Origin of the sequence: Bradyrhizobium sp. 61, assembly GCF_023073075.1 — a bacterium.
GTDB lineage: Bacteria > Pseudomonadota > Alphaproteobacteria > Rhizobiales > Xanthobacteraceae > Bradyrhizobium > Bradyrhizobium barranii.
This window is the reverse complement of the sequence record NZ_JADPIU010000084.1, coordinates 96,497-123,425: the sequence shown is the minus strand read 5'-3', so window position 1 is coordinate 123,425 and position 26,929 is coordinate 96,497. Positions and strand designations below refer to the sequence as shown.

Here is a 26,929-nt window from a genome sequence, read left to right as displayed (position 1 = left end):
TGGTGATGACGATGACCCGCGGACTCCTGATCTCTGTCGGCCAGCACTCCGACAAGGGGCGCAAGCCCGTCAATCAGGATTTTCACGGCGTCCTGATTCCGGAAGAGCCGCTGCTCAGCCTGAAGGGCATCGCGGCCGTTCTCGCCGACGGCATCTCCAGCAGCACGGTGAGCCAGATCGCCAGCGAGTCGGCGGTCAAGAGCTTCCTGATGGACTATTACTGCACGTCGGAATCCTGGACGGTGAAGACCTCCGCCCGCCGCGTGCTGGACGCGACCAATTCCTGGCTGCACGCGCAGACGCGCAAGAGCCAATATGCCTATGATCGCGACAAGGGCTATGTCTGCACCCTGACCGCCATGGTCATCAAGGCGACCACGGCGCACATCTTCCATGTCGGCGACTGTCGCGTCTACCGCGTCGCCGGCAAGGCGCTCGAGCAACTGACCGACGATCACCGCATCATCGTGTCGTCGGAGCAGACCTATCTCGGCCGCGCGCTCGGCATCAATCCGCAGCTCGAGATCGACTACCAGACTTTCGAGATCGAGGCCGGCGATACCTTTATCCTGGCGACCGACGGTGCCTATGAATTCGTCGATCAGCGTTTCATCACCAGCGCACTCGGCGAGCACGCAGCCGAGCTCGACGGCGCGGCAAAGGCGATCGTCGAGGAAGCCTACCGGCGCGGCAGCGACGACAACATCACCGTCCAGATCCTGCGCATCGACGCGGTGCCGCAGCGCGAGCCGTCCGGTATCTTCAATCAGACGTCACAGCTGCCGCTTCCGCCGCTGCCGGAGTCGCGCGCAGTCTTCGACGGTTACAGGATTATCCGGGAAATCCACGGCAGCAGCCGCAGTCATATCTATCTCGCCGTCGATGTGGAGACCGACCAGCCGGTCGCGCTAAAGCTGCCGTCGATCGACTTGCGCGACAACGCCGCCTATCTCAAGCGCTTCCTGATGGAGGAGTGGATCGCGCGCCGGATCGACAGCCCGCACGTGCTGAAGCCGCTGTCACAGTCGAGACGGCGCAGCTACCTCTACGTCGCGACCGAATTCGTCGAAGGGCAGACCCTGAAACAGTGGATGACCGACAATCCGCGCCCCGACCTCGAAACCGTCCGCGGTATCATCGAGCAGATCGCCGCGGGGCTGCGCGCCTTCCACCGCATGGAAATGCTGCATCAGGACCTCAGGCCCGACAACATCCTGATCGACAAGACGGGCACCGCGAAGATCATCGACTTCGGGTCGGTCAGGGTCGCGGGCGTCGCGGAAGCCGCGCCGCGAGACGAGGCCGACGACATCCTGGGAACGGTCCAGTACACGGCGCCGGAGTACTTTCTGGGGCAAGGCGGCTCGCCGCGCTCCGACATGTTTTCGCTGGCCGTGATCTGCTACCAGATGCTGACGGGAAAGCTTCCCTATGGCACCCAGATCGCCAGGATCCGGCGCAAGGCAGACGTGCGGAGACTTCAATATCGCCCGGCCGGCGACGATCGCAACGTGCCGGCCTGGGTCGACGGCGCGCTCAGGCGCGCGCTCCATCCGGATCCCTACAAGCGGCACGAGGATCTGTCCGAATTCGTCTTCGAGCTTCGCACGCCCAATCCGGCCCATCTCGACACACGGATCACGCCGCTCTTGGAGCGCAGCCCGCTGATGTTCTGGAAGCTGACCACGGCAGCGCTTGCTTGCGCAGTCGTCGTGCTGCTGGCGCTGCTGCACGGGCGATAGGGCGCAGACGTCCACTTCTAGCGGCCAAGTGGAACCATTATCGTTCGCCAGAGCATTGCCGCTGGTGACCCATATGCGACATCGGCCAAATAGCCCAAACATCGCGCGATTAGCCGGGTTTAAAGGTTGATTGCGGCTAGACGTTTTTGCGCTCGACTATGCCGTCGCGACGGCGTTGAATCCGCAACGCGGGCTCTTTTGTTTCAAGGAGGGAGGACCGAAAAGTGAAGACAACGATCATCGCACTTTGTGCCGCCGCTCTCATCGCCGCCGCACCAGCCGCGCTTGCGCAGGGTGTACCAGGCAAAGCAGTTGGTCTGCAGCATAAGATCTCTAAGAGACATCACCCGGGCGCCCCCGGCTACGCTCCGTTGCATGAGCTGCAAACAATGGGATCGAAGAAGGGCTATCCGGGAGCTTTCGGTTACGCGCCTAATGAACCCAGTCGTTTAGACAGAAATCTCGAAGCGTCCAGACAAGCTGGTGGTGGCGGCGGCGGTGGCGGAGGGAGTGGCATGTGAACCCACGCGCTGCACGAACAGGCGGTATCCGACCTGCTTAATCGGGACGCTCCGGGGGCGTTAAGGCCGGCTCGCCTCGCGTCTTCTTTATGTTCGCAGTATGTTTGTTGTTGGCCCAACTCGGACATCCAGTGAGGTCCGCTGTTGCGCAGCTACCAGAAGCACAGCGGACGTCGCACGCGCCCTGACTACCGAGCGGCCGAATGTGCGCTCCAGCTGCGGGCCCTCACGCCGGCTCCTCCGCCTTCACGCCCAGCGGCTTCGGCGCCATGCCGCCGCCCGGCTTGAGGTGAAATTCGTAGGTCATCAGGTGCCACTGCCCGTTTGCCTTGGAGCCGTCGGGCATCGCCGGGTCGTTGCGCGGCTCGACCTTGGCGACGAGGTCGTCCTTGACCCCGAACACCACGTCGGAATCGAGATATTTGTCGCCGTCCATGAAGACGTGCGTGATCAGCGGCTCATAGCCTTTCGCATTGACGAGGAAGTGCACATGAGCGGGACGCATCGGATGGCGCTTGGTCTGCATGATCATCTCGCCGACAGGGCCATCGGTCGGAATAGGATAGCTGCACGGCAAAATGGTACGGAAGAAGAAGCGGCCGTCGCTGTCGGTGATGAAGCGCGCCCGCGCCGAGGCGCCGACCTCGTCGTAGTTCGGCTTCTGTGAATCGTAGAAGCCGTCATCGTCGGCGTGCCATACGTCGACGGGGACACCCGCGAGCGGCTTGCCCTTGAGGTCGGTGACGCGGCTCTGCACGAACATCCGCTCGCCGGTCTGATTGTTCGGCGAGATGTCGGTGCCGTGGGCCGTGACCTTGTGCTCGCCGACATAGAATGGGCCGAGCACCGTGGTCTGGGTGGCGCCCTCGCGATCCCTGTGGTTGACGGCGTCGACCAGCATGGAGACCCCGAGCACGTCGGAGAGCAGGATGAACTCCTGCCTTGTGTCGGTGCATTTGTGGCCGGTGCGGGTCAGGAAATCGATGGCGTATTCCCATTCCTCGAAGGTGAGACCGGTCTTGCTCACGTAATCGTGCAGCGACTTCACCAATTCCTGGAGCAGGAATTTTGCCCGCGGATCAGGCGTATTGTCGAAGCTCTTGACGACGGCTTCGGTGAGTTCGGTCTCGTTGAACTGGGTCATGGTGCGTTTGCCCTGAGTTTTCTCGTTGGCCCGGATGGGCTCCTTGGAGGCGTTCCAGAGTGCAGCCTACACCAGCAGGCCCGGCCGCGTTAAGCGCAACCGGCTTGGAATGGGGCCGGCATTTCGCTATCAACTTTCCGACAAAACGCCCCGGAGGAACTGATGCTCGCCCCTACCCCCGCCTCGCCCGAATCCGTCGGCATGTCCAAGGCCGCGCTCGACCGCGTCGATGCGCATCTGAAGAGCCGCTACATCGATGCCGGCCGCTTTCCGGGCACGCACCTGCTGGTCTACCGCCGCGGCAAGGTCGCCCACAGCTCGGTGCAGGGCTTTGCCGACGTCGAGCGCAAGGCGCCGGTCAAGGACGACACCATCTACCGCATCTATTCCATGACCAAGCCGCTCACCAGCGTCGCCTTCATGATGCTGGTCGAGCAAGGCCTCGTCGCGATCGACGAGCCCGTCGCCAAATACATTCCGGAATGGAAGGATGTCGGCGTGTTCGTCGCCGGCACCGCGCCGGCCTTCCTGACCCGGCCGCCGTCCCGGCCGATGCTGATCGTCGACCTGCTGCGGCACACCGCCGGTCTCACCTACGGCTTCCAGCAGCGCTCCAACGTCGATGCCGCCTATCGCACCGAAAAGATCGGCGAGGTCGAGAAAGCCGGCACGCTGCAGACCATGATCGAGGCGCTGGCAAAGATTCCGCTGGAGTTCTCGCCGGGCGAATCCTGGAACTACTCGGTGGCGACCGACGTGCTCGGCTATCTCGTCGGAAAGATCTCCGGGATTCCCTTCGAGCAGTTCCTTAAAACGCGCATCCTCGATCCGCTCGGCATGACCGACACTGATTTTCACGTGCCGGCCGCCAAGGCGCATCGCTTCGCCGCCTGCTACTCCGCCGATCCGGGTGGCGGCATGACCTTCCATGCCGGCCAGCGCCGCGAGGGCCTGACGCTCCAGGACGACCCGACCAAGAGCTCGTTCCTGTCCCCGCCCTCGTTCATCTCGGGCGGCGGCGGACTATGCTCGACAGTCGCCGACTATCTCACTTTCTGCCGTGCGCTGCTCAATGGCGGCGAGCTGGGCGGCGTCCGCCTGCTCGGGCCGAAGACGCTCGCGCTGATGACGAGCAACCACATTCCGGGCGGCCGCGCGCTGCCGGAGGTATCGCGTTCGCTGTTCTCCGAAGCCACCTATAACGGCATCGGCTTCGGTCTCGGCTTCGCCGTGACCATGCGGCCGGCGGAGACGCTGATCGCCGGCAGCCCGGGCGAATATAATTGGGGCGGCGCGGCCACGACCTCGTTCTGGATCGACCCGGCCGAGGAGCTGATCACCATCTTCATGACGCAGGTGCTGCCGTCGAGCGCCTATCCGCTCCGGCGCGAACTGCGCAGCATGGTCTATGCCGCGATCACCGAGAGCAATCTCTGATCTGCGTCTCAACAAGAACGGGCCCTCGCGATCGATCGCGAGGGCCCGTCGTTGCCTAGTGCATATGGCCGATCAGATAAATTCAGCCGCCGAGCACCAGAACGGCGGGCACGGCCCACAAAATCAGAACTGCGTCATCCTCCTCAGTTGGACGTGCAGACCTTGACGGTCTTCATGCCGCTTTCGGCCTCGGTGCGCGACTTGACGCCCGCGACCGCGCTGCAAAATCCCTCTCTGACGTGCTCGCCGGCCGCGAAAACCGTGGCGCGGTGCAAGTCTCACCCGTATGGTCTCCCCAAAATCATAATCCGGCGCCTCGGCGCTGGAACCGGGACGCCCGCGTTTGTCAAAGCTCACTCTGCCGGTCCGGCTCGCTCTTCTGGTCACGGGAACGATGTTGCCGCTGATCGTCTTTGCGGTCGGTATTGCCTATTCCAACTATCGCCAGGACCGCAGCGACGCGACACGACGCGTGCTGGAGACGGTGCGAAGCATGCGCCTCGTGCTCGATTCCGAAGTGCAGCGAATGACCGGCGGCTTGCAGGTGCTGGCGCTCAGCAACGCCCTGCAAAGCGGCGACTTCGACGACTTCCGCCGGCTGGCAACCGGGTTCATCAGCCAATATGGCGAGGACAGCGTCCTGCTGGTGGCGGACGGGAGCGGGCACCAGCTGTTCTCGACCGTCACGAGTGAAACGACAAACCTGCCGCCCCGCAACAATCGCGAGATCGTCGAGCGGGTATTTGCGAGCAAGTCACCGCAATATTCCGACCTGTTCACCGGCTCGACCAAGAACCGGCCGATCGTGACCGTCGAAGTTCCCGTGCTGCGCAACGATGAGGTCGTCTACGCGCTCTCCTTCAGCCCGCCAATCGCGACATTCCAGAAACTGGTCGAGCAGCAGCGGCCGAACGATCAGTGGACGGTGTCGCTGCTGGACACCAAGGGTCGCGTGTTCGCGCGCGCGCCCAATCCGGCCGAGACGTTCGGCAAGCAGGCCTCCGGCGCACTGAACGATGCGATGGCCCGGACCCCGGAGGCGACCCTCTCCACCGTTTCGCTCGACGGCGTCGCGCTGTCCTCCGCCTATACGAGATCGCGGCTGACCGGCTGGACGGTCGTGGCCGGTGTCGCCGAGAGATCGCTGATCGCCCCGCTCTGGCGCGACATCGCGATCACCAGCCTGATCGGCGGCATCCTGCTGCTGACCGGCCTGACCTTCGCGGTACGGATGGCGACCACGATCGCGCGCGGCGAGATGCTGCACAATCTGCTGATCGAGGAGCTCAACCATCGCGTCAAGAACACGCTGGCCTTGATGCAGGCGATCGCAGTGCAGACCTTCCGAAGTTCAAGCCGGGACGAGCGGACGAAGTTCGAGGGACGACTCGGTGCGCTCGCCGAGGCGCACAATCTCCTGAGCCAGGAGAAATGGGCGGGATCGGAGCTGAGGGATGTGATCGCGCGCGTGCTCCAGCCGTTCCTGCTGAGCAATCCCGGTCGCATCCGCATGGCCGGCCCCGCCGTGCCGCTGTCGCCGCGGCTCGCCGTGGTGCTGTCGATGATCGTGCACGAGATCGCCACCAACGCCGCGAAATACGGCGCGCTGTCGAACGAGACCGGCCGGGTTACGCTGGACTGGGAGGTCATCGCCGACACGCCGAAGCCCCGGCTGCGGCTGATCTGGAGTGAGATCGGCGGACCACCGGTGACGGAGCCGGTGCAGCGCGGTTTCGGATCGCGCCTGATCGAGCGCAGCGCGCGCGACCAGCTCGGCGGCGAGGCGACGGTCGACTTCCTGCCACGCGGCGTCGTCTGCACGGTGACGTGCGTGCTGGACGAGGCGCGGTGAACGGATTGAAGGAACATCGACGATGAAGATCACCAAGGTGCGCACGCACATCCTCGAAGCAAAGCTCTCGCAGCCCTTCGCCTATTCGCGCGCCTGGTACGACACGCGCACCGCGATGCTGGTCGAGATCGAGACGGATGACGGTCTGACCGGCTGGGGCGAATGCTACGGGCCGGCGCGGATGACGGCGGCGGTGGTGCAGAGCATCGCGCCCTGGCTGATCGGCGAGGATCCGCTGCGCACCGACGTGCTGTGGCAGACGGTCTACGCCCGCTTGCGCGATCACGGCCAGAAGGGCGTCGTGATCCAGGGCCTGAGCGGCATCGACATCGCGTTGTGGGACATCAAGGGCAAGCATTTCGGTGTGCCCGCGCATCAGCTTCTCGGCGGCGCCGCGCGCAAGGAGGTGGCCGCCTATGCGACCGGGCTCTACCGGCGCAAATCAGGCGATCCGCTAACATACCTGCCGGAGGAAGCGGCCGGCTACGCCGCGGAAGGTTTCCGCGCCGTGAAGCTGAAGGTCGGCTTCGGCATCGCCGAGGACGCCGCGGTCACGCGCTCGGTGCGCGAGGCGATCGGCCCGGATGTCGCGCTGATGGTCGATGCGAACCACGCCTATGACGCGGTGGCGGCGATCCGGCTCGGCCGCATGATCGAGCGCGATGACATCGGCTGGTTCGAGGAGCCGGTGCCGCCGGAAGACGTCGCGGGCTATCGCGCCGTGCGATCCGCGCTGACGATTCCCATCGCCGGCGGCGAATGCGAATTCACCCGCTTCGGCTTCCGCGACCTGTTCGCATCGCATGCGCTGGACATCGCCCAGCCCGACACCTGCGCGGCAGGTGGCCTCTCCGAATGCAAGAAGATCGCCGACATGAGCGAGGCGTTCGGCATCCGCTACAATCCGCATGTCTGGGGCACCGGGATCGCGATCGCGGCCTCGCTGCAGCTTCTCGCCGTGCTGCCGTCACACACGCCGACCTCGCTTGCGCCGATCGAGCCGATGCTCGAATTCGACCGCACCGAGCATCCAATCCGACAGGCGATTTTGAAGGAGCCGATCGAGCACCAGAAGGGTTTCGTGCGGGTGCCTGACAGACCGGGGCTGGGTATCGATATCGACCGCGAGGCGCTCGCGCGCTTCGCGGTTCAATAGAAAAAGCGGTCGGCGCCGTTAATTCGGCGGCACGTCGATCGGAACGAGAAACGCGAAGCCATATTTGGCGTCCTCGCCGCGCGCCTCATCGAGGCCGCGTCCAAGTTCCACCGCGGCAATCTCGGCGGGAAGCGCGAGCCTGACCTGTCGGACATGATCCGGGCACAGGAGAGGACGCCCACCTGAACGCATGCTCTCCAATTCCTCGACGAACCAGGCTTCCTGCACGCGCGCCTTGGCGGATCGCAGTGAGCTGGCCGAGAATGCAAGAACCGGCCTCTGGTTGATCTCCAGCACGAAGCAGCGCTGTCGCGCCGCCTGTGCGGCGCGATTGCTCTTGCGTGCCGTCGACCTGCCTTCAGCTCGGCCACTCGCGCGTGTCATCTCAAAACCATCAGAAGTTCGCCGTGGCTGACAATCTGAACACACGTGGAGACCCCGGCGTGATGTTGTTATTCCCGTCGGCGGTCGAATAGTATTTTCGATCGAGGAGATTTTCGATGTTGAGCTGGGCCCGCCAGGTCTCGTTGAGCCTGAAGAACACGGCGGCGTCCACCCGCGTGAACTCCGGAATCAGCACGGTGTCGTCGGACGATGCGAAGAAGTTCGAGTAGTGGATCACACCGAGGCCCGCGGCCCACTGCTCCGTGAACTGATACCTGTTCCAGAGAGAAAAGGTATTGTACGGCACAAGTCCCACGCGGTTGCCGGCGACAATGGTCGCGGAGTTGTTGCTGGTGATCCGCGCATCCGTGTAAGCGTAGCCGCCCGTGATTTGCCAGGCGTCCGTCACGTAGCCTGTCAGAGACGCTTCGAGGCCGCGGGTCTTGGTGGCTCCGCTCAGGATGAAGAATCCCGCATTGTTGGGATCGGCAAAGCGCTGATTGGTCCGGTCCAGTTCGTAGATCGCCGTAGCGAACTGCAGGAACGGGAAGATGTCGTATTTGAGCCCGACTTCCTTGTTCACGAACTTCTCGGGCGCTGCGATGGCCAGGCCCGGTGTCAGAGCGCTGAACTGGTCGCCGGCGCTCGGCAGATACGAGATGCTGTAGCTGCCGTAGATCGACAGGTTTTCGAGCGGCTTGAACAGGACACCGACGCGTGGCGACACCAGATCATCGACCCGGTTGAGCTCGACGAATGTGCGGCGGTCTCGCGACGTCAGGTCGAAGTGATCGAACCGCAGGCCGCCGATCAGCTCCAGATAGCGCGTGATCTCGACCTGGTCCTGGACGTAGACGGCGCCGAGATTGAGCTTGTAGGTGTTGTTGGCATCGGTACCCCCGTTATTGGCGAAAGTGACCGGAACGTACGACGTCGGATTCCTCGGATCGATCGTGATGGTCGACGATACGCCATTGAAGAGCCCGCTCTGCCGGTAGTTCAGGCCGTTCTGACGGCCCACCTCGGCGCCGAAGACGACGGTGTGACGAATTGGGCCCGTCCCGAATTTGTAGGTGAGATCGGTCTGGTTGAAGTAATTCGTCCGGTCGGTCTCGTTGTTGTATGCTTGCAGATTGCTCGAGGTTCCGGCGGCATTGACCGCACCGGAATTGGCTCCTCCGCCCGGATAGATGTTCTGGTAGAACTTGTCGTAGTTGGCGATCTGCGACGAATTCTTGATCGTCCACCCGTTCTCGAAATCGTGCTCGACGACAGCGGTTCCGATATCCACATCGGCGAGCGCATAGTTGAGGTTGGGGTTACCGAAGAACGCAGACGGCGACGTATCGTAGGGATAGCGCGGGAAGGCGTTGCCGGGGCGGATCTGCGAGGGGATGCCGCGATCGACGGTACGCCGGTCGTGCAGATGCTCGTAGCTCAGCTTGACCGTCGTGGTGTCGTTCGGCGCAAAGGTCGCGGTAGGATTGATCGCCCAGCGTTCGAGGTTGACGAAATCACGATAGCTCTGCGTGTTTTCGTACATCGCGTTGAGACGGAAGGCCCAGTTCTCGTTGATCGCCTGGCCGACGTCGGTGGTCACGCGGGCGCCGGGATAGGAATTGCCGCCGACCGTCACCTCGCGAATGGTCGTACCGTCGGCCTCCTTGAGTACGCGGTTGACGACGCCACCGCCGCCGCCGCGACCGAAGATCATCGCGTTCGGTCCCTTCAGGACCTCGAGCCGCTGAATGTTGTAGAAGTCGCGAAAATACTGGACGTCGTCGCGGATGCCGTTGGTGTAGAAGTCGGCGTTGCTGCGCTGGCCGCGGATGACGAGGTCGTCGCGATGCGATTCGCCCTGGTGATAGATCACGCCGGGCACATAGCGGGTCGCCTCGCCGATCGAGGTGAAAGCCTGGTCCCTGATGAAATCCTTCGTCAGCACCGTCACCGACTGCGGCACGTTGAGGAGAGCCGTATTGGTCTTCGTCGCGCTGGTCACGCTCCGCGTGACATAGCCCTTCTGGCCGGTACGCGCGTCCTGGTTGTTGACGCTCGGCGGCTTCTTCTCGACCGGTGCGACGGCCGTCCGGCGATTCGATCGCGCTGCGCGCGAGGTGGCCGCGGTCTGCGCCCGGCGGGCGCGCTGCTGCGGAGCGGAAACGACGACTGACGGCAAGGCTCCCGCCACCTGCCCCTGCTGCGCAGAGGCCGGGCCGGCCTGCATCGTCAGCCCGCCACTGAATGACAGCGCTGCCGTCGTCGACAGCAGAAAACTACGCAACGCCTTACGGCCAGCCCAACAACCCAATTCCATCTGCAACGCCCCAAAACTTCGCGTGCCGCTCTGAAAGACGGCTTCGCGGTCCCAAACTGGGGCGCATCTGCAATGCGAAGAATTAGATGAGGATTAGATCGGATTTAGAATAGGTCGAGCCTCTCTACGCTCACGCTCCAATTTGTAAGAGTTCTAAATTGAGGCGCAGGCGGTTGACCATTTGGCCACGGTGTCGAATGTGGCGCTTGGTGCTGCGACGCGCCACCCCTCCAACACAGCGATTTTCCCTGAATCCAATGCGCCTCCTGCTGATCGAAGACGATCCGATGTTCGGCAAGGCGCTCGTCCGCGGATTGAAGCGAAATGGAATGACCGTGGACTGGACCCGCGACGGACAGGACGGCTACGCCGCGCTACAACGCGCCGAGCACGCGATCACGCTGCTCGATATCGGACTGCCCGGCATGACTGGCCTCGAGATTCTCAAGGCCGCGCGCAGCAGGAAGGCTTCGCCCATCCTGGTGATCACGGCCCGCGACCGGGTCGAAGACATGGTTGTGGGACTCGATCTCGGCGCCGACGACTTCATCGTCAAGCCGTTCGAGTTGCGCGCCCTGCTCGCGCGCATCCGCGCGGTCATGCGCAGGGTCAACGACCGCTCCAATTCGCTGATGAGCAGCAAGGAGATCACGCTCGATCCATCGACCCATGTGGCGACCTTCCGCGGCATCCAATCGACGCTTTCCGCGCGGGAGTTCTCGGTGATGTACGCCCTGATGGAGCGTCCCGGAACCATTCTGTCGCGAGGCCAGATCGAGAGCCGGATCTACGGCTGGAGCGACGAGGTGCAGAGCAACGCCGTTGACGTCGTCATCCACGGCTTGCGCAAGCGGTATGGCAAGGACGTCATCCGGAACATCCGCGGTGCCGGTTGGATGGTCACGAAGTCCGGATCATGAGCTCTCTTCGCAAGACCATCATCACGCGTGCGACGCTGTTGCTGGCCGCCATCGGCCTCTTGGCGACGGCAACATCGTTCGGCCTGGTCGCCTATGAGATGAACAAGTTCCTCGACGCGCAGTTGCAGGAGATCGCCGTCAATGTCGGTCCAGGCGACCGCAACGGTGCGGGTCCGCTGCTCGAAAGCGAAGACGAGGATCAGTTGGTCGTCCGCATCTGGGATCGCTCCGGCGCGCTGGTGCATCGGGCGGGTCCTCCGATCGATATTCCCTGGCAATCAATGCCGGGATTGTCCGACGTGACCGCCGACGGGCAGGATTGGCGCGTCTATCGCTGGAGCCACGCGCAGCACGATATCCAGATCGCGCAAGCGTGGAGCGCCAGGCACGAGATCGCGCTGCACGCGGCGACAGGCGCCGCGCTTCCGCTGCTGCTCGCCATCCCGCTGGTCTGGGCCGTTCTGGGTTGGTCGATCAGCCGCACGATGAGCGGTCTGCAACGGCTGTCGGCCGAAATCGGCCAGCGCAGCGTCGATGCGCAGGAGCCCCTGCGTCCGGTGGGCGTACCGGCGGAAGTGGCTCCGCTGATCGTTGCCATCGACAAGCTCGTCGATCGTCACCGGTCGGCACTCGACGCGCAGCGCCGCTTCGTGGCGGACGCGGCGCACGAACTGAGGACACCTCTGGCCGCGCTCCAGATTCAGGCGGAAAACCTGATCGCCGCAGAACTGTCCGGACAGACTCGCGAGCTTGCAGACGAACTTCGGGACGGCGTGCGGCGCGCATCGCATCTGGCGAACCAGTTGCTCGAAATGGCCAGAACGGAAGGCGTCTCGATCCAGAAGCGCGACGACGTCGATCTTGCCGCGCTCGCGACGTCGTTGCTGGCGGACTTCTATCCGCTGGCTGAGGCGCGCAACGTCCAGCTCGCGATGACGGCGGAGACACCGTGCAGGTTCCTCGGCGATCGCGACGCGATCGCCAAGCTCATCGCCATTCTGCTGGACAACGCCATTCGCTATTCAGGTTCAGGCGGCTCCGTGGAACTCAAGGTCGTCAATGACGGCAAGATTTGCGCGCTGGAGATCGTCGACGACGGCCCAGGCATTCCCGAAGACGCAATGCCGTTCATCTACGACCGCTTCTTCAGGGCTGCGCCCCAGGGCGTCGAGGGGACCGGGCTTGGTCTTGCGATCGCCAAATCCACCGCCGACCGGCACGGCTTCAGGCTGATGCATCAGAACCGGAGCGGCGCGACCGGCATCGTCGCGCATGTTCGGTTTGACCTGACTACCGTGCCGACCGCGTGAGCTACCCGATCGTCTGCAGCGCCGGAAACGTCTCGAGCAGCCAGATGCTGACATTCGAGACCGTGCCGGTGAGGAAGCCGATGCCAGTGATCACCATCAGGACGCCCATGGCGCGCTCGACATTGACGAGCTGGCCCTTCATGCGCGCGAACAGCTTCGAGAACTGCTCGATCATCAGGGCGGCGATCAGGAAGGGAATGCCGAGACCGGCCGAATAGACTGCGAGCAGGCCCGCCCCCTTCGTCACCGTCGCCTCCGCCGCGGCGATCGAGAGGATCGCGGCAAGGATCGGGCCGATGCAGGGCGTCCAGCCGAAGGCGAAGGCGAGGCCCATCACATAGGCGCCCCACAGGCCGACAGGCTTGGGCGCGGTCAGGCGCCCCTCGCGCATCAACAGGCCGATCCGCGTCAGTCCCAGGAAGTGCAGGCCCATGATGATGATGACGATGCCGGCAAGGATCGACAGCTCGGCCGACCAGGCACGGATCAGCCCGCCGATCAGCGAAGCGCTGGCGCCGAGCGCCACGAACACCGTGGAGAAACCGAGCACGAACAGGAGCGCCGACATCATGATGGCGCGCTTGGACGCCGAGGCCGGCTCCTTGTTCTCGACATGCTCGATCGTGGCGCCCGTGAGATAGATCAGATAGGGCGGAACCAGGGGCAGAACGCAGGGAGAGAGGAAGCTGACGAGGCCGGCAATCAGGGCCGCCGGGATCGAGACATTTTGCATGATGCAGTCGGAGCCATCTCAGGCTCTTTGGCCGCGCACCGGGAATGCGCGCGGGCGGGAGCCGAACCGGCTCTGGTGTAGCCGATGCCGGGGAATGCGCACAACAGAGGCGCACGAAACCAGGCTCCTCCCGATGCCGTCTGCGATCACAGATGCGGCATCGGGACGCGCACAAACCTCGCCAAAAAGCGAGACTCGGCGGCGCGGCTACTTCACCACGCGGAGCAGCGGACGCCGGGGCTGGTCCTGCGTCTGCTTGGAGGGGGGCTGCGGTTCGCTTCCAGCGCTCCGCAACATTTCGTCGCACAGCGCCTTGAGATCGGCACTGTCAATTCCTTTGAGCTTCATCCGCACGTCGAGGATGACGATGGACAGCAGCTCGGCCGACTCGCGGTTATTGCTCTCGTTGAGAACCTTGCGGCACTCCTCAAGCGTTTCCAGCACCGACTGCAACTGTTCGTCTGAATGCGACACCGGCGTTCTTTCCGTTAGTTCGGCCTGCGAGACGTGTTTGTGGAAATCCCCTCGGCCCCCATGGGATACCGAGAATAACACGAGGCGCCGACGCCTCCGAACATGATTTCAGTATGATTTTGCCGGGAAACCGTGGCTCCCGCGAACATCGACCCGCTGCGCGGGACGCCATTATCGTCGTGGCCGGGAGTCGAACGCGCGGCACTGGATGATCGACCCATTCCGCGCGGCGACAGCTCGCGCGCAAGGACTTCCGTGACGGAAAACGCCGACAATCCTGCAGCCATTTCAGGGCTCGCAACGGAACTCACGCCACACCCCTCATTCCAACGTTGGTCGGCCGATTCGATTCTCAGCCTTAGTAACACTCGGATACCGCCCACGAGGCAGTAACGATGGCGTTCAAAAGTCGCCGTTCCCCAACCCGCAGTGGTTGTGGTTTGCGCCCAATTCTGCCAGTTTAGCAACCCGAAGGGACTTGTATGCACTCCTTGGCGGAAAGGGGCGTTCCACAGGAGGAACGCCCAAAGATCAACATCAGCGGCCTCTCCGATTGGGATGCGGCCCGCATATTCCTGGAAGTCGTTCGATGCGGCAGTTTTCGCTCGGCGTCTGAACGCCTGTCGCTGTCGATCAACGCCGTCCGCCGCCGGATTGATGATTTCGAGCGCCAGACCGGCACCACCCTGTTCACCCGCGACGTCCACGGCACGCATCTGACCGATGAAGGTGCACTGGTGGTCTCCGCAGTCGAGCGTATGGAGGCGGCCGCCTTCGACGTGCTGCGCACCAGCGATTCGACGGCCAACGCCCTGTCCGGCGAAGTTCGCGTGGCCGTCACCGAGGGTCTCGGGACGTTCTGGCTCGCCCCGCGGCTGGTCGAATTCCAGCAGGCCTATCCGAAGATCCTGGTCGACTTGCATTGCGCGATGCGCTCGGCCGATGTCTCTCGTCACGAGGCCGACGTCGCCATCCATCTGTCGCGTCCCTCCGCGCTCGACGTCAAGCTGGTGCGGCTCGGCCGCATGCACCTGATGTTCTGGGCTTCGGAAAAATACCTTGAAAAACACGGCACGCCGCGCTCGGCGCTCGAATTGATCAAGCACCGCCTGGTGCTGCAATTCGCCGACCAGCTTGCCGCCAAGGAAACCTTCGAGAGCTTCTTCCCAGGCGTTCCGGAACGTGACCTGCTGGTCATGAAGACCAACGTCTCAAGCGCCAATTATTGGGCGGTCGCGAATGGCGCCGGCATCGGCGTATTCCCGAGCTACGCCATTGCGCTTGGCGGGAAGTTGATTCCACTGGAGGTCGAGCTGAACAGGCCGCTGGATATCTGGTTGTCCTACCACCCTGGTAGCGGCCGGATTCCACGCGTTCGGCACATGATTGACTGGCTGATCGAGGCTTTCAATCCGGCGCGATTCCCGTGGTTTAAGGAAGAGTTCGTGCATCCGCATGAATTCAAGGACGAGTATATGGGCGAACCCCTGACCCAGCTCTTCGGGGGATTTTCAACCGAAGAACAAAGGTGAGAGTATGAAAGCAGCGGCGAAAAGAATGAAGCAGCGCAGCGCCGGCAAGCCGGACATTGAGCTTGGCAAGCGGATCCGTCTGCGGCGCGTCGAGATGAAGATCTCGCAGGCCGAGCTCGGCGAGAAGCTCGGCGTGAGCTTCCAGCAGGTCCAGAAATACGAGAAGGGCGTCAATCGCGTCGGCGCGGCTCGGCTTCAGCAGATCGCCACCGCCCTCGATGTGCCCGTGACCTTCTTCTATGACGGCGACAACAAGGCGCGCGAAGTCGAGAGCCTGCTGTTCCTCGATTCCGCCTTCAGCCTCCGCCTGCTGCGCGCCTACAGCAAGATCAAGGACCAGACGGTGCAGCGTCAGCTCGTCTCGCTGATGGAATCGATCGCAGCGAACGAGGCCTGAGCCGATCGGGCTCTGACCTTTACGGCCGATGTTCAATCCGCCGCGTCACGGGGGCGCGGCCGGATTGAACGAGACCCAGTCCGCGCGCTTGCGCGCGGCTCTCCTTTCGGGGCGGCCAAGCCGCCCTTTTTTCTTGCGGATTTCTTGCTGCGGATTTTTTGGCAATTTGCCCGCCATCGCCGCGGATTTCGCGAACCGATCCCGCCCCTGCTGCGACCCAATCGAGACGCCCCGCCTCGAACGCGCGGGCTTTCGACTGCCGTGCTTAATGGGACCTCAACTCCGGAGCTCTAGCTTCCCGCCGATTTTTGCGAATCGGCGCACGCGGCGCGGCGAGCGGGAATTGCCAATGCGAGCGCCCGTCCGGGCCTCGTCCTCGTGGGGAAAATGGGACACATGTCGAAACGCCATGCGATGATCGTTGCCGTCGGCGTGCTCGCGAGCGCCTCCGCGCTGGCGCAAACCGAAACCACGGGACAGGCAAACCCCAGGCCGGCAACGGCGGCCGGTACGGTGCCGGCTGCGGCGAACCCGGCCCATGCTGCCGCGCCGAAGGCTGCCGCGCCCGCTTCGACGGCGGAGAGCCGTTCGGCCGCGGCACTCGCGCTGACGCACGAGCCAACCTATGACGAGGGCTCGGCCCAGCGCATCAAGGATGCCGCGCTGAGCTACTCCGATCTTGCCGTACGCGGCGGCTGGCCGGCCATCCCTGCCGATGCCAAGTTCGCCCTCGGCGTCCAGGGCGCCAGCGACGAGCTGCTGCGCAAGCGACTAATCCTCTCCGGCGATCTCGCCGCCGACAAGGCGACCGGCGCCTTCGACCAAGATCTCGCCGACGCCGTAAAACGCTTCCAGGCCCGCCATGGACTGGCGCCGACCGGCACGGTGACGCCGCGTACGCTCGCGGCGATGAACGTCTCCGTGCAGAAACGAATCCGGCAGCTGGAGGCCTCGCTCCAACGGCTCGAGAACATGAATTTCGGCTTCGGCCAGCGCTATGTCGTGGTCAACATCCCCGCCGCCTTTGCCGAAGCGGTCGAGAACGATGTGGTGGTGCGGCGCTATCGCGTCATCGTCGGCAAGACCGAAAAGCCCTCGCCGACCCTGACGGCCCAGATCACCAGCGTCGTGCTCAATCCGAGCTGGACGGTGCCGTCCTCGATCGCCAAGACCGAGATCTCGGCGCATATGCGCAAGGATCCGACCTATTTGTCGCGCATGCACATGGAGGTGCTCGACGCCCACGACAATCCGATCGACCCGCATTCGGTCGACTGGTCGGGCACGCACACACCGAACTTCACCGTGCGTCAGCACAACGGCACCTTCAACGCGCTCGGCGCGGTGAAGATCGACATGCCGAACGCCTATTCGGTCTATATGCACGACACCAACCAGCGCAATCTGTTCAGCGACGACTACCGCTTCGATTCCCATGGCTGCTCGCGCGTCGACAATGTGCGCGATCTCGCCGCCTGGCTGCTGAAGGACCAGCCGAAATGGAGCCGCGCCGCGATCGATACGGAGATTGCGAGCGGCCAGCACCTCGAGGTCGCCATGGCGAAGAAGGTGCCGGTGGCCTGGATCTACCTCACCGCATGGATGACCAGGGACCAGACCGTCCAGTTCCGCAACGACGTCTATAATCAGGACGAGCAGTTGCTGGAGGCCACCGCCGAAGAGGCGGCGTTTTTCAGCAATGCCGGCAGCCATCCCCTGACCGCGCATATGCACGCAACGCAGTAGAGCATGATCCGGAAAAGTGTGCAGCGGTTTTCCGAAAAGATCATGCTCAAGGAATAACCGCTTCTCGCGCCATGCAATCGCGGCACAGGCGGATGCAAAGCCGCGTCCCTCGTCGCGGTTGACCCGGGCCGCGCCCCGGCCGCACATTGCGCCCGGCCTACGACAAGCGAGCGCGCAATGCCTGACATTTCCAGCACGACCGAAACACCCCATGCCGACGGCAAGATCCTCAAGCAGGTCATCGACGGCGTCGGCGTGATCACCTTCAACAATCCCGACAAGCGCAACGCGATGTCGCTGGAGATGTGGGAGGGATTTGGCGAGGCGCTGACGAGCCTGCGCGATGACGAGGCGGTGCGCGTCGTGATCCTGCGCGGCGCCGGCGGCAAGGCATTCGTCTCCGGGGCCGACATCAGCCAGTTCGAGAAGACCCGCCACAACGCGGCGGCGTCCGAGGAATATGCCAGGCGCAGCGCCGCCCAGCGCGCGCTGCTTGCCGACTATCCCAAGCCGACCATCGCCTGCATCGAGGGCTTTTGCCTCGGCGGCGGCATGCAGGTCGCGATGCTCGCCGACATCCGCCTCGCCGCGCATGGCAGTCAGTTCGGCATTCCCGCGGCAAAACTCGGCATCGCCTACGGCTATGACGGCTTGAAGCATCTGGTGTCGCTGGTCGGTCCGTCCTGGGCACGGCTTCTGATGTACACGGGCATGCGGATCGATTCCGCCGAGGCGCTGCGCATTGGCCTCGTCGAGCGCTTGTTCCCGATCGACGAGTTGTGGGGGGAGACGATGACGATCGCGCAGACCATCTCCGAGAACGCCCCGCTCGCGATCAAGGCCGCCAAGATCACCATCGCGCAGGTGTTGAAGGACGAGAGCCAGCGCGACCTGGAGGCGATCAAGGCGATCGGTCACGCCTGCATGGACAGCGCGGATTTTCGCGAGGGCCGGCAGGCCTTCATGGAAAAGCGCAAGCCGCAGTTTACGGGCAAGTAGCCTCGGCGTCCGGGCTCAGCAAGGCGCAGGCGTCAGCTTCTGATCGCCAAACACCTCGATCAGGCGAAAGCGCTCGCACATCAGCATCATGTCCTCGCTGAATCGTCCGAGCCGACCGAAATAGGTCCGATGGGCGCTGCGCCAATAGGCGAGGCTTCGATCGCCTTCGCCCTCATCGTGCGCAAAGGCGGCATCGACTTCATTGAAGCGCCGATAGGTGATCTCGACGGATTCGATGACGCAGCGCGGTTCTCCGCGCCCGTTGAGTACGACCCAGCGCTCACCCGGCGTCGACGTGTTCGGTTCGTCCTCCGTGCTGCAAGTCGCGGTCTTGACGCCCTTGACGACGAGTTCGACCAATTCATCCGCGAGCGCAGGATTGTCGCCGAAGGCGAAGGTCCTGAGGTGCCGATAGTGCTCGGGAACCGGATTGCTCATTGACTTCCAGCTCCTCCGATATCGACCGCCAGCGGTAACTACAGCGCGGCGAGCACCGCTTTCGTAATGTCAGCCGTGCCATTGCTGCCGCCGAACTCCATCGGCTTGATGCCGCCGGCGTAGATCTGATCCACTGCACGCTCGATCTGCTCGCCGGCTTCCGCCGCGTTCTCGACGCCGTGCTTGTCGGCGAGCCAGTCCAGCATCATCGCCGCCGACAAGATCATGCCGGTGGGATTGGCCTTGCCCTGCCCCATGATGTCTGGTGCGGTGCCGTGGCAGGGCTGGAACACGGCATATTTGTCGCCGATGTCGGCGGACGGCGCCATGCCGAGGCCGCCGATCAGGCTCGCGGTGATGTCGGAGACGATGTCGCCGAACATGTTCTCCATCACCATCACGTCAAAATCCCAGGGACGCTTCACCAGCATAGCCGAGCAGGCATCGACATAGAGCCGGTCGGTCTTCACGTTCGGATGCTTCTTCTCGATCTCGTCGAAGATGCCGCGGAAGAATGCAAAGGCTTTGAACACGTTCGCCTTGTCGACGCAGGTCAGCATCCCCGGCTTGCCGCGCGCCTTGCGCCGCTCGGCGAGCCGAAACGAGAACTCGAACAGGCGTTCGGAGGTCTTGCGCGTGATCACCATGGTCTCGCGCGCGTCCTCATGTGTGACGACGCCCTTGCCCATCGAGGCGAACAGGCCTTCGGTGGATTCGCGGATCACGACGAGATCGATGCCGCGCTGGTCGGCGCCGACGATCGGGCTCGGCACGCCCGGAATGAGCCGCGCCGGGCGCACGCCGGCATAGAGATCGAAGATGAACCGCAGCTCGATCTGTGGCGCGATCTCGGTATTATCGGGATAGCGCACCGACGGCAGGCCGCAGGCGCCGAGCAGGATTGCGTCAGCCTCCTCACAGAGCATGATGGTGGAATCCGGCATCGACTTGCCGGTCGCGAGATAATTGTTGGCGCCGGCGGGCGCCTCGGTGAAGCGGAAGCTCAGGCCGGACTTCGCCTCGATCTTGCGCAAGACTTCGATAGCCGGTGCCATGACTTCGGGACCGATGCCGTCACCGGCGAGCACGGCAATGTGGAAGGCGTTGTTTGCGGACATTTGAGAGACCTTAGGAAGGAACGAGCCAAGGACGTCATTGCGAGGAGCGAAGCGACGAAGCAATCCAGACTGTGTCCGCGGAGGGATTTCTGGATTGCTTCGCTTCGCTCGCAATGACGGAGGAGAGAGCGTTTATTACGGCGTCAGCACCGTGCGACCGACCACCGCGCCCTGCTGCAATTGCACCAGCGCGTCATTGGCCTTGTTGAGCGGCTGGCGCGTCACCGGGATCGGCGGCACGTTCTTCGCGCGCACGAGGTCAAGCAGCTCCTGCGTCTCGCGCAGATTGCCGACATAGCTGCCCTGGATCGTCACCGCCTTGATCGGGATCAGCGGCAGCGCCCAGGTCGCGCCGCCGCCGAACAGGCCGACGATGACGAGCTTGCCGCCCTTGGTCAGGCAATCGAAGCCGAGTTGCGTGGTCGCGGCGTTACCGACCAGATCAATCACGGCGCGGATCGGTCCGCCCGCCTTTTTGGCAAGCTGCTCCAGCGCGTCCGGCGCCTTGGGATCGACGGTCGCGAGCGCGCCGGCCTTTTCCGCGGCCTCGCGCTTCCTGGCGTCGATGTCGACCATGATCGCGCCCTTGCCGCCCATTGCCTTCAGCAGCGACAGCGCCATCAGGCCGAGACCGCCGGCGCCGAACATCACGATCGGCGTGTCAAAATGCTGCTCGACCTTCTTCAGCGCGCTGTAGGTGGTGACGCCAGAGCAGGCGTAGGGCGCCGCCGAGGCGGGATCGAGCCCCTTCAGGTTGAGCAGATAGCGCGGATGCGGCACCAGCATGTGGTCGGAATAGCCGCCGTCGCAATAGACGCCGAGCGAGCGCGGCGTCAGGCACATGTTCTCGTCACCGGCCAGGCACGTGGCGCACTTGCCGCAGCCGATCCAGGGATAGACGAGGCCGACATCGCCGAGCCTGAGATCGCCCTGGTCGGTCGGCTTCACATCGGGGCCGAAGGCTGCGATTTCGCCGACCGTCTCATGACCCATGGTCAGCGGCAGATTGATACCGCGGTCCTTCAGCGACAGCGGCTTGCGGCCGTGGCCGAGATCGTAGCCGCCTTCCCAGATGTGGAGGTCGCTGTGGCAGACGCCGGCGGCCTTCACCTTGATCAGCACCTGCGTGCCCGACGGCTGCGGCGTGGCCTCGTCGAACTCCTGCAGCGGCGCCTTGAAATCGGCGACCTTGAAACTCTTCATCGGCGTCCTCCCGGCATACTTCTTTGTCGTCGCCACCATGCCATGACCGGCGGGGCGAAACAAATCCGCTACCGTCTTTAGTTCAGGCCAGCGGATGGTGGCAAGCCGCGAACTGGCCGGGTGCGACCTCGCGCAACTCCGGTATCTCCGCGCTGCACCGCTGGTCGGCCCGCGGGCAGCGGGTGCGGAAGCGGCAGCCGGACGGCGGCGCAATCGGCGATGGCGGCTCGCCGGTCGCCACACTCTCGACGGGACGCACGTCCGGATCGGGCACCGGGATCGCCTGCAACAGCAGGTCCGTGTAGGGATGCGCGGGCCTTGCGAACAATTGCTCCGACGGCCCGACCTCGCAGAGGCGGCCGAGATACATCACCGCGACGCGGTCGCTGACCGCTTTCACCACCGCGAGGTCATGCGCGATGAACAGCAGCGTCAGGCCGAAGCGCGCCTTCATCTCCTCGAGCAGATTGAGGATCTGCGCGCGGATGGAGACGTCGAGCGCCGAGACTGGCTCGTCGCAGACGATAAATTCGGGGTTGAGCACCAGCGATCGTGCGATGCAGATGCGCTGGCACTGGCCGCCGGAGAATTCGTGCGGCAGACGGCCCGCTACGAGGTCAGGGTCGAGCCCGACCGCGGACAGCACGTCGTTAACGCGCCGCTTGCGCTCGGCGGCATCCTTCACGCCGGCGATGATCAGCGGCTCGGCAACGATGTCGCCGATGCGCCGGCGCGGATTGAGCGAGGCGATCGGGTCCTGGAAGATCAGCTGCACGCGGCGGCGCATCTTGCGCAGCGCCTCGCCTTCCATCGCGGTAAGGTCCTCGCCGTCGAACAGCACGCGGCCGGACTTGGCACGGCGCAATTGCAGCACCGCGCGCCCCAGCGTCGACTTGCCGCAGCCGGATTCGCCGACCAGCCCCAGCGTCTCGCCGCGCGCGACCTGGAGGCTGACGCCGGAGACCGCGTGCACCGTCTTGTTGCCGAGACCATATTCGACGACGAGATTGTCGACGTTCAGGAGCGGCTCAGCGGGCATGGCAAACTGCATCATGCGCCAATCCCCTCCGTCATCTGGATGGGATGGAAGCAGGCATAGAGATGCCCCGGCATCTCCGCGCCCTTCAATTCGGGCTTGGCCTCGTGACAGCGCCCTGCGGCATAGCGGCAGCGCGGTGCGAAGGAGCATCCTTTCAGTGGCCGCGTGGGATCGGGCGGACGGCCGGAGATGGCGGGCAGCGGCGTATGCGGCGCGGTCTCCAGCTTCGGGATCGCCGCCAGCAGCGCCTCGGTGTAGGGCATGTTCATGCGCTTGAACAACGCCTGCGTCGGCGCGCGCTCGACCACCCTGCCCGCATACATCACCGCGACCTCGTCGGCGCGGCCGGCGACGACGCCGAGATCGTGGGTGATGATGATCATCGCCATGTGGCGGCGGCGCTGCTCGCGCGCCAGCAGATCGAGGATCTGCGCCTGGATCGTGACGTCGAGCGCCGTGGTCGGCTCGTCCGCGATCAACAGTTTCGGCTCGCAGGATAGCGCGATCGCAATCGCGATGCGCTGACGCATGCCGCCGGAACATTGATGCGGATATTGCGCGAGCCGCTGCTCCGGCGCCGGAATGCCGACTGCGGCGAGCAGCTCGATGCTGCGCTTCCGCGCCGCCGGCGCATCGAGCTCGAGATGCTCCTGGATCGTCTCCATCAGCTGGGTGCCGATGGTCAGCACCGGATTGAGCGAGGTCATCGGGTCCTGGAACACGACCGCGAGGTCGCGCCCGCGCAGGCGCCGCAGACGCTCGGAGTCGAGCCGCACCAGATCCTGGCCGTCGAACATCACGCGCCCGGTCAGCTTCGCCTTCTTCGGCAGCAGCTGAAGCACCGCGCGCGACAGCATGGTCTTGCCGCAGCCGGATTCGCCGACGATGCCGAGCGTGCGGCCCGCCTCCAGCGACAGATCGACATGATCCACGGCGCGCAAATTACCGCGGGGGGTCGGCAGTTCGACCGCCACGTCCTCGATGGTCAGAAGCGGCGCGCTCACAGCGCCCCCTGACGCGGGTCGGTCAGGGCCCGCAAGGTGTCGCCGACCAGGTTGAAGGCCAGCACCGTCAAGAACAGCGCCGTTGCCGGCAGGAAGGCCAGCCGCGGCGCGACATCGAGGCTGTCGCGCCCCTCGCCGATCATGCTGCCCCAGCTCGCCATGGGCGGCGGCACGCCGAGCCCGAGGAAGGACAGCGCGCCCTCGACCACGATGGTGACGGCGACGCCGAGCAGGAAGAACGCAGCAGCGGCAGGATCACGTTCGGCAGCAGCTCGCGCAGCAGGATGCGCGCATGGCTGGCGCCGAGCGCCTCGGCCGCGATCACGAACTCCCGCCGCGCCAAAGTCAGCGTGGCCGCGCGCGCCACGCGCATGAAGGCGGGAATGCCGAGCACGCCGAGGATCAGGGTGAGATTGAGAATCGACTGGCCGAGATAGGCCGTCACCGCGAGCGCGAAGATCAGCGGCGGAAAGGCCAGCAGCACGTCCATACTGCCGACCACCAGCGTCTCGAACCGGCCGCGGAAATAGCCGGCGAGGAGACCAAGCGCGCCGCCGAGCGCAAGGCCGATCATCGGCGCGATCAGCCCGACCGTCAGCGACACCCGCGCGCCAAAGATCAGGCGGGCAAATTCGTCGCGGCCGAGCCCGTCGGTGCCGAGCCAGTGTTCCCCGGAGAACGCCGCACGGCGCTCCAGCATGTCCATGTCTACAGGATTCTGCAGCGGCAGCACCGGCGCCAGGATCGCGAGCGTCAGGACAATCGCGAGCCAGGCGCTCGCGAACCAGAACAACAGGCCGAGCTTGCGCCGGCGCCGAACCGGCTCGGAGACCACCTCGTCCTGCATCGACAGCTCAAGCGTGGCCATGGCGGATCCTCGGATCGAGCACGGCGTAAAGCATGTCGACGATGAAATTGACGATGACGAAGCCGCAGGCGACCAGCAGCACCACGCCCTGGAGGATGACGAGGTCGCGGGTGTAGATCGCGCCAACCAGCAAGCGGCCGATGCCCGGCAGCGCGAAGATCGATTCCACGATCAGCGTGCCGCCCAGCAGGCGACCGATGTTGATGCCTGTGACCGTCACCAGGGTCAGCGACGATGGCTTGAGCGCATGCACGAACAGGATGCGCGCGGGCTTGAGGCCTTTCGCTTTCGCGAGAGCAATGTAGTCCTCCTGCAGGGTCGCGATCATGTCGGAGCGCAACACCCGCATGATTCCAGGCCATTCCGCCAGCGCCAGCGTCAGCGCCGGCAGCACGAAGAAGCGCAGGTTCGACAGCGGCTCCTCGATGAACGGCACATAGCCGGTCGCTGGCAGCCAGCGCAGCTCGACCGCGAACAGATAGATCAACAAAATCGCCATCAGGAACGACGGCATCGACAGCATGGCGAAGGCGCTGCCGGTCATGAAGCGGTCGAAGGCGCCACCGGCGCGCGCGGCGCAGGCGATTGCGAGCGGGACACCGATCAGGAGCCCGATGAACTCGGCCATCAGCATCAGCTCGAGCGAGACCGGAATGCGCTCGGCTACCGCCTGCAACACCGTCTGCCCGGTGCGGAAGGAGCGGCCGAGATCGCCCTGCAGGACGTGACCGAGCCAGCTCAGGTAACGCCACCACAGCGGCTGGTCGAGCCCCATGTCACGGCGCAAAGCCGCGACATTCTCCGGCGTCGCCTGATCGCCGAGGATGACATAGGCAAGGTCGCCCGGCAGCAACGCGGCGATCAGGAAGGTGAGCAGCGAGACGGCGAGCAGCACCGGCAGGATGGCAAGGAGCCGCCGCACGACGAAGTTCAGCATCGCGCGGTCATTCCAGCCAGGTGGTCGAGACGTCGATCACGCCGTTGTAGATTTTCGGAAAGCCCTTCAGCTTGGCGCTCGACAGCGCGTAATAGGTGTTCTGGAAGGTCCAGAACCAGATTGCCTCCTTGTTGATCAGGCGGCTGATCGCGCAATAGTCCTCGATACGCGCGGCGGGATCGGCGGTGACGCGGGAGTGGTCGAGCAGCCGGTCGAGCTCCGGATCGGCGAAGTTGGCCAGCGCCAGCGGGCTGCCGCTGCGGAAGTTCGCATACATCTGCGGATCGGGATCGGCGAGGTCGACGATGCGCCAGGGTATGAGCTGGAACTGACGCATGAAGGCGCGCGGCGGAATGGTGGCCTGGTCGACCTGCTCGATCTCCATATTGGCGCCCACGCGCTTCCAGAATTGCTGGAGCACCTGGCCGATCATGCGGCCGCGGGGCGTCGCGGTCACCAGCGTCTTGAACTCGACCGGCTTGCCATAGTCCTTGATCAGCGCCTTGGCCTTCTCGACGTCGAACGGCAGCGCGCCGTCGTCCTTGCACTTGACCCAGGAGCCGTCGCCGTAAGGATTGGTCGCGGGCCGGCTCAGGCCGTTGCTGATCGCCTGCGACATCTTCGGGCGGTCGATCGCCATCACCAGCGCCTGCCGCACGCGGACGTCGTCGAACGGCGCCACCTTGGTGTTGAAGGCATAGACCTGCGCGCCCGAGCCCTTGTAGGTGTGCACGGTGAGCTTGGAGTCCTTCTGTGCCTTCATGATGTTGTCAGCGTCGTTCTCGTCGTCCCAGATGATGTCGGCCTCGCCCGATTGCAGCGAGGCGAAACGCGACTGCGCGTCGGGCAGCGGCTTCAGGATGATGCGGTCGAGATAGGGACGGCCCTTGTCCCAGTAGCCCGGGTTCTTCTCCAGAACCATGCGATCGCCGGCCGTCCATGATTTCAGGATGTAGGGACCGGTGCCGACGGGATTGCGATTGTAGTCGTCGCCCTTGGTCTTCCACGCCGTCGGCGAATGCACGACGTTGTTCTGGCTCTGGATGGTGTTCGTCGCCGGCAAATTCACGGAAGGATCGGTGAGATTGTAGACGACAGTATATTTGTCGGGCGCCAGCACCTCCTTGACGTTGGTGATGTAGAAGGCGCAGCGGCACTTGTTGGCGGGGTCCTTCTGCCGATCGAAGTTCTCCTTGAAGGCCTGCGCATTGAACGGCGTGCCGTCGTGGAATTTCACGCCCTCGCGCAGCTTGAAGGTCCAGCTCTTGTAATCGTCCGAATGGGTCCAGGATACTGCCAGCTTTGGCGCGGCTTCGCCCTTCTCGTCGAGCGTGGTGAGCGTGTCGAAGATCGCGGCCGCAGCGGTGAAGGTCGAGGTGTCGTAGACCCCGACCTTGAGCGGATCGAAGCCCGTAATCTCCAACTCCTGACCGACGGTGATGCTGCCGCCCGCCTTCTGCGCCTGTGCCGGCTCGGCCGGCGGAAGGAGAGAAAATGCCGCAACAAGGAAAATCGGCGCGTGTTTGCGCGCCGCGGCAGCAAGGTTCGTCATGGTTCCTCCCGGGATCCCTCGTCCGATGTTTCGGATCGTTGAATGACTCGGAGGCGAGCTTGGCGATAAATGTTCGCCACGGCAAGAGGAACACGCGAGAGATCAA

The 26,929-nt window shown here is 64.2% G+C and carries 26 protein-coding genes; 10 read left to right on the top strand and 16 right to left on the bottom strand.

Translation table 11 applies throughout. The annotated features are described in order from the left end of the window. The first annotated feature begins 5 nt into the window (after nucleotides 1–5). Nucleotides 6–1,742, top strand: coding sequence for a bifunctional protein-serine/threonine kinase/phosphatase (locus tag IVB46_RS34090; RefSeq protein ID WP_247309085.1), 1,737 nt, complete (start codon nucleotides 6–8; stop codon nucleotides 1,740–1,742). A gap of 747 nt (nucleotides 1,743–2,489) precedes the next feature. Here IVB46_RS34090 and IVB46_RS34085 read toward each other — a convergent pair. Next, nucleotides 2,490–3,407 carry an intradiol ring-cleavage dioxygenase gene (locus tag IVB46_RS34085; protein ID WP_028157042.1) on the bottom strand — a complete coding sequence of 306 codons (918 nt, stop codon included), beginning with the start codon at nucleotides 3,405–3,407 and terminating at the stop codon, nucleotides 2,490–2,492. A 162-nt stretch (nucleotides 3,408–3,569) separates the two neighbouring features. Here IVB46_RS34085 and IVB46_RS34080 point away from each other — a divergent pair, with 162 nt between their 5' ends. Next, the gene (locus IVB46_RS34080; protein WP_247307894.1) at nucleotides 3,570–4,844 is read left to right on the top strand and encodes a serine hydrolase domain-containing protein; all 1,275 of its coding nucleotides are present in this window, start codon (nucleotides 3,570–3,572) and stop codon (nucleotides 4,842–4,844) included. A gap of 143 nt (nucleotides 4,845–4,987) precedes the next feature. On the opposite strand, the gene IVB46_RS44965 is transcribed toward IVB46_RS34080, so the two are convergent. After that, on the bottom strand, nucleotides 4,988–5,119 hold the full coding sequence (locus tag IVB46_RS44965; RefSeq protein ID WP_256468681.1) for a hypothetical protein: 132 nt from the start codon (nucleotides 5,117–5,119) through the stop codon (nucleotides 4,988–4,990). A 119-nt stretch (nucleotides 5,120–5,238) separates the two neighbouring features. On the opposite strand from IVB46_RS44965, the gene IVB46_RS34075 reads away from it, so the two are divergent. Beyond that, the gene (locus IVB46_RS34075; RefSeq protein WP_063984801.1) at nucleotides 5,239–6,696 is read left to right on the top strand and encodes a sensor histidine kinase; all 1,458 of its coding nucleotides are present in this window, start codon (nucleotides 5,239–5,241) and stop codon (nucleotides 6,694–6,696) included. 22 nt (nucleotides 6,697–6,718) lie between these two features. Then, complete coding sequence (locus IVB46_RS34070) at nucleotides 6,719–7,852, top strand: mandelate racemase/muconate lactonizing enzyme family protein (protein ID WP_247307892.1); 1,134 nt, start codon at nucleotides 6,719–6,721, stop codon at nucleotides 7,850–7,852. Nucleotides 7,853–7,870: 18 nt separating this feature from the next. Here IVB46_RS34070 and IVB46_RS34065 read toward each other — a convergent pair whose 3' ends face one another. Together IVB46_RS34065 and IVB46_RS34060 are read right to left on the bottom strand one after the other, a co-directional pair. After that, complete coding sequence (locus IVB46_RS34065; protein ID WP_247307890.1) at nucleotides 7,871–8,236, bottom strand: hypothetical protein; 366 nt, start codon at nucleotides 8,234–8,236, stop codon at nucleotides 7,871–7,873. Between the two features lie 10 nt (nucleotides 8,237–8,246). Beyond that, the gene (locus tag IVB46_RS34060) at nucleotides 8,247–10,520 is read right to left on the bottom strand and encodes a TonB-dependent siderophore receptor (RefSeq protein WP_346016151.1); all 2,274 of its coding nucleotides are present in this window, start codon (nucleotides 10,518–10,520) and stop codon (nucleotides 8,247–8,249) included. Between the two features lie 290 nt (nucleotides 10,521–10,810). On the opposite strand from IVB46_RS34060, the gene IVB46_RS34055 reads away from it, so the two are divergent. After that, nucleotides 10,811–11,473, top strand: a complete 663-nt coding sequence (locus IVB46_RS34055) for a response regulator transcription factor (RefSeq protein ID WP_247307888.1) — start codon at nucleotides 10,811–10,813, stop codon at nucleotides 11,471–11,473. Then, nucleotides 11,470–12,783, top strand: a complete 1,314-nt coding sequence (locus tag IVB46_RS34050; RefSeq protein WP_247307887.1) for an ATP-binding protein — start codon at nucleotides 11,470–11,472, stop codon at nucleotides 12,781–12,783. Before IVB46_RS34055 ends, IVB46_RS34050 begins: the two co-directional genes overlap by 4 nt. A 1-nt stretch (nucleotide 12,784) precedes the next feature. Here IVB46_RS34050 and IVB46_RS34045 read toward each other — a convergent pair whose 3' ends face one another. Beyond that, nucleotides 12,785–13,516 carry a cytochrome c biogenesis protein CcdA gene (locus IVB46_RS34045; protein WP_085404442.1) on the bottom strand — a complete coding sequence of 244 codons (732 nt, stop codon included), beginning with the start codon at nucleotides 13,514–13,516 and terminating at the stop codon, nucleotides 12,785–12,787. Nucleotides 13,517–13,723: 207 nt separating this feature from the next. Then, complete coding sequence (locus tag IVB46_RS34040; RefSeq protein ID WP_224517737.1) at nucleotides 13,724–13,960, bottom strand: hypothetical protein; 237 nt, start codon at nucleotides 13,958–13,960, stop codon at nucleotides 13,724–13,726. 512 nt (nucleotides 13,961–14,472) lie between these two features. Between IVB46_RS34040 and IVB46_RS34035 the strand changes: the two genes are divergently transcribed. Both IVB46_RS34035 and IVB46_RS34030 read left to right on the top strand, forming a co-directional pair. Next, nucleotides 14,473–15,522 (top strand): LysR family transcriptional regulator, encoded by a 1,050-nt coding sequence (locus IVB46_RS34035; protein WP_038943246.1) that lies wholly within the window; start codon nucleotides 14,473–14,475, stop codon nucleotides 15,520–15,522. A 25-nt stretch (nucleotides 15,523–15,547) separates the two neighbouring features. Further along, nucleotides 15,548–15,919: a helix-turn-helix transcriptional regulator gene (locus IVB46_RS34030; RefSeq protein ID WP_014497036.1), complete on the top strand. Its 372-nt coding sequence runs from the start codon at nucleotides 15,548–15,550 to the stop codon at nucleotides 15,917–15,919. 45 nt (nucleotides 15,920–15,964) lie between these two features. Here the strand turns inward: IVB46_RS34030 and IVB46_RS44960 are convergent, their stop codons facing one another. Then, a complete protein-coding gene (locus IVB46_RS44960) occupies nucleotides 15,965–16,096 on the bottom strand; it encodes a hypothetical protein (RefSeq protein WP_256468680.1) in 132 nt (43 codons plus the stop codon). A gap of 219 nt (nucleotides 16,097–16,315) precedes the next feature. On the opposite strand from IVB46_RS44960, the gene IVB46_RS34025 reads away from it, so the two are divergent. Together IVB46_RS34025 and IVB46_RS34020 are read left to right on the top strand one after the other, a co-directional pair. Continuing rightward, nucleotides 16,316–17,665 (top strand): L,D-transpeptidase family protein, encoded by a 1,350-nt coding sequence (locus IVB46_RS34025; RefSeq protein WP_247344519.1) that lies wholly within the window; start codon nucleotides 16,316–16,318, stop codon nucleotides 17,663–17,665. A 177-nt stretch (nucleotides 17,666–17,842) separates the two neighbouring features. After that, complete coding sequence (locus IVB46_RS34020) at nucleotides 17,843–18,664, top strand: enoyl-CoA hydratase (RefSeq protein WP_247307882.1); 822 nt, start codon at nucleotides 17,843–17,845, stop codon at nucleotides 18,662–18,664. Nucleotides 18,665–18,679: 15 nt separating this feature from the next. Here IVB46_RS34020 and IVB46_RS34015 read toward each other — a convergent pair whose 3' ends face one another. From IVB46_RS34015 to IVB46_RS33975, 9 genes are all read right to left on the bottom strand, one after another. Further along, nucleotides 18,680–19,102 carry an ASCH domain-containing protein gene (locus tag IVB46_RS34015; RefSeq protein ID WP_247307880.1) on the bottom strand — a complete coding sequence of 141 codons (423 nt, stop codon included), beginning with the start codon at nucleotides 19,100–19,102 and terminating at the stop codon, nucleotides 18,680–18,682. Nucleotides 19,103–19,140: 38 nt separating this feature from the next. Next, the gene (locus IVB46_RS34010; RefSeq protein ID WP_247307878.1) at nucleotides 19,141–20,220 is read right to left on the bottom strand and encodes an isocitrate/isopropylmalate dehydrogenase family protein; all 1,080 of its coding nucleotides are present in this window, start codon (nucleotides 20,218–20,220) and stop codon (nucleotides 19,141–19,143) included. 135 nt (nucleotides 20,221–20,355) lie between these two features. Next, nucleotides 20,356–21,423, bottom strand: a complete 1,068-nt coding sequence (locus tag IVB46_RS34005; protein ID WP_166089648.1) for an alcohol dehydrogenase — start codon at nucleotides 21,421–21,423, stop codon at nucleotides 20,356–20,358. Between the two features lie 82 nt (nucleotides 21,424–21,505). Then, a complete protein-coding gene (locus IVB46_RS34000; RefSeq protein ID WP_247307876.1) occupies nucleotides 21,506–22,477 on the bottom strand; it encodes an oligopeptide/dipeptide ABC transporter ATP-binding protein in 972 nt (323 codons plus the stop codon). After that, nucleotides 22,474–23,466, bottom strand: coding sequence for an ABC transporter ATP-binding protein (locus tag IVB46_RS33995; protein WP_247307862.1), 993 nt, complete (start codon nucleotides 23,464–23,466; stop codon nucleotides 22,474–22,476). The genes IVB46_RS34000 and IVB46_RS33995 overlap by 4 nt, the downstream gene beginning before the upstream one ends. After that, nucleotides 23,463–23,609 carry a hypothetical protein gene (locus IVB46_RS33990; protein WP_247344516.1) on the bottom strand — a complete coding sequence of 49 codons (147 nt, stop codon included), beginning with the start codon at nucleotides 23,607–23,609 and terminating at the stop codon, nucleotides 23,463–23,465. The genes IVB46_RS33995 and IVB46_RS33990 overlap by 4 nt, the downstream gene beginning before the upstream one ends. Then, nucleotides 23,606–24,334, bottom strand: coding sequence for an ABC transporter permease (locus tag IVB46_RS33985; protein ID WP_247344513.1), 729 nt, complete (start codon nucleotides 24,332–24,334; stop codon nucleotides 23,606–23,608). The genes IVB46_RS33990 and IVB46_RS33985 overlap by 4 nt, the downstream gene beginning before the upstream one ends. Beyond that, complete coding sequence (locus IVB46_RS33980) at nucleotides 24,321–25,271, bottom strand: ABC transporter permease (RefSeq protein WP_247307856.1); 951 nt, start codon at nucleotides 25,269–25,271, stop codon at nucleotides 24,321–24,323. Before IVB46_RS33980 ends, IVB46_RS33985 begins: the two co-directional genes overlap by 14 nt. Nucleotides 25,272–25,278: 7 nt before the next feature. After that, entirely contained in the window at nucleotides 25,279–26,823 is a 1,545-nt protein-coding gene (locus IVB46_RS33975; protein ID WP_247307854.1) for an ABC transporter substrate-binding protein, read from the bottom strand. Between the last annotated feature and the right edge of the window lie 106 nt (nucleotides 26,824–26,929).

Coding starts and splice junctions, on each gene's coding strand:
- IVB46_RS34090 (WP_247309085.1), top strand. CDS start 6: ATGACGATGACCCGCGGACTCCTGATCTCTGTCGGCCAGCACTCCGAC.
- IVB46_RS34085 (WP_028157042.1), bottom strand. CDS start 3,407: ATGACCCAGTTCAACGAGACCGAACTCACCGAAGCCGTCGTCAAGAGC.
- IVB46_RS34080 (WP_247307894.1), top strand. CDS start 3,570: ATGCTCGCCCCTACCCCCGCCTCGCCCGAATCCGTCGGCATGTCCAAG.
- IVB46_RS34075 (WP_063984801.1), top strand. CDS start 5,239: ATGTTGCCGCTGATCGTCTTTGCGGTCGGTATTGCCTATTCCAACTAT.
- IVB46_RS34070 (WP_247307892.1), top strand. CDS start 6,719: ATGAAGATCACCAAGGTGCGCACGCACATCCTCGAAGCAAAGCTCTCG.
- IVB46_RS34065 (WP_247307890.1), bottom strand. CDS start 8,236: ATGACACGCGCGAGTGGCCGAGCTGAAGGCAGGTCGACGGCACGCAAG.
- IVB46_RS34055 (WP_247307888.1), top strand. CDS start 10,811: ATGCGCCTCCTGCTGATCGAAGACGATCCGATGTTCGGCAAGGCGCTC.
- IVB46_RS34050 (WP_247307887.1), top strand. CDS start 11,470: ATGAGCTCTCTTCGCAAGACCATCATCACGCGTGCGACGCTGTTGCTG.
- IVB46_RS34045 (WP_085404442.1), bottom strand. CDS start 13,516: ATGCAAAATGTCTCGATCCCGGCGGCCCTGATTGCCGGCCTCGTCAGC.
- IVB46_RS34035 (WP_038943246.1), top strand. CDS start 14,473: ATGCACTCCTTGGCGGAAAGGGGCGTTCCACAGGAGGAACGCCCAAAG.
- IVB46_RS34030 (WP_014497036.1), top strand. CDS start 15,548: ATGAAGCAGCGCAGCGCCGGCAAGCCGGACATTGAGCTTGGCAAGCGG.
- IVB46_RS44960 (WP_256468680.1), bottom strand. CDS start 16,096: ATGGCGGGCAAATTGCCAAAAAATCCGCAGCAAGAAATCCGCAAGAAA.
- IVB46_RS34025 (WP_247344519.1), top strand. CDS start 16,316: ATGTCGAAACGCCATGCGATGATCGTTGCCGTCGGCGTGCTCGCGAGC.
- IVB46_RS34020 (WP_247307882.1), top strand. CDS start 17,843: ATGCCTGACATTTCCAGCACGACCGAAACACCCCATGCCGACGGCAAG.
- IVB46_RS34015 (WP_247307880.1), bottom strand. CDS start 19,102: ATGAGCAATCCGGTTCCCGAGCACTATCGGCACCTCAGGACCTTCGCC.
- IVB46_RS34010 (WP_247307878.1), bottom strand. CDS start 20,220: ATGTCCGCAAACAACGCCTTCCACATTGCCGTGCTCGCCGGTGACGGC.
- IVB46_RS34005 (WP_166089648.1), bottom strand. CDS start 21,423: ATGAAGAGTTTCAAGGTCGCCGATTTCAAGGCGCCGCTGCAGGAGTTC.
- IVB46_RS34000 (WP_247307876.1), bottom strand. CDS start 22,477: ATGATGCAGTTTGCCATGCCCGCTGAGCCGCTCCTGAACGTCGACAAT.
- IVB46_RS33990 (WP_247344516.1), bottom strand. CDS start 23,609: ATGATCGGCGAGGGGCGCGACAGCCTCGATGTCGCGCCGCGGCTGGCC.
- IVB46_RS33985 (WP_247344513.1), bottom strand. CDS start 24,334: ATGGCCACGCTTGAGCTGTCGATGCAGGACGAGGTGGTCTCCGAGCCG.
- IVB46_RS33980 (WP_247307856.1), bottom strand. CDS start 25,271: ATGCTGAACTTCGTCGTGCGGCGGCTCCTTGCCATCCTGCCGGTGCTG.
- IVB46_RS33975 (WP_247307854.1), bottom strand. CDS start 26,823: ATGACGAACCTTGCTGCCGCGGCGCGCAAACACGCGCCGATTTTCCTT.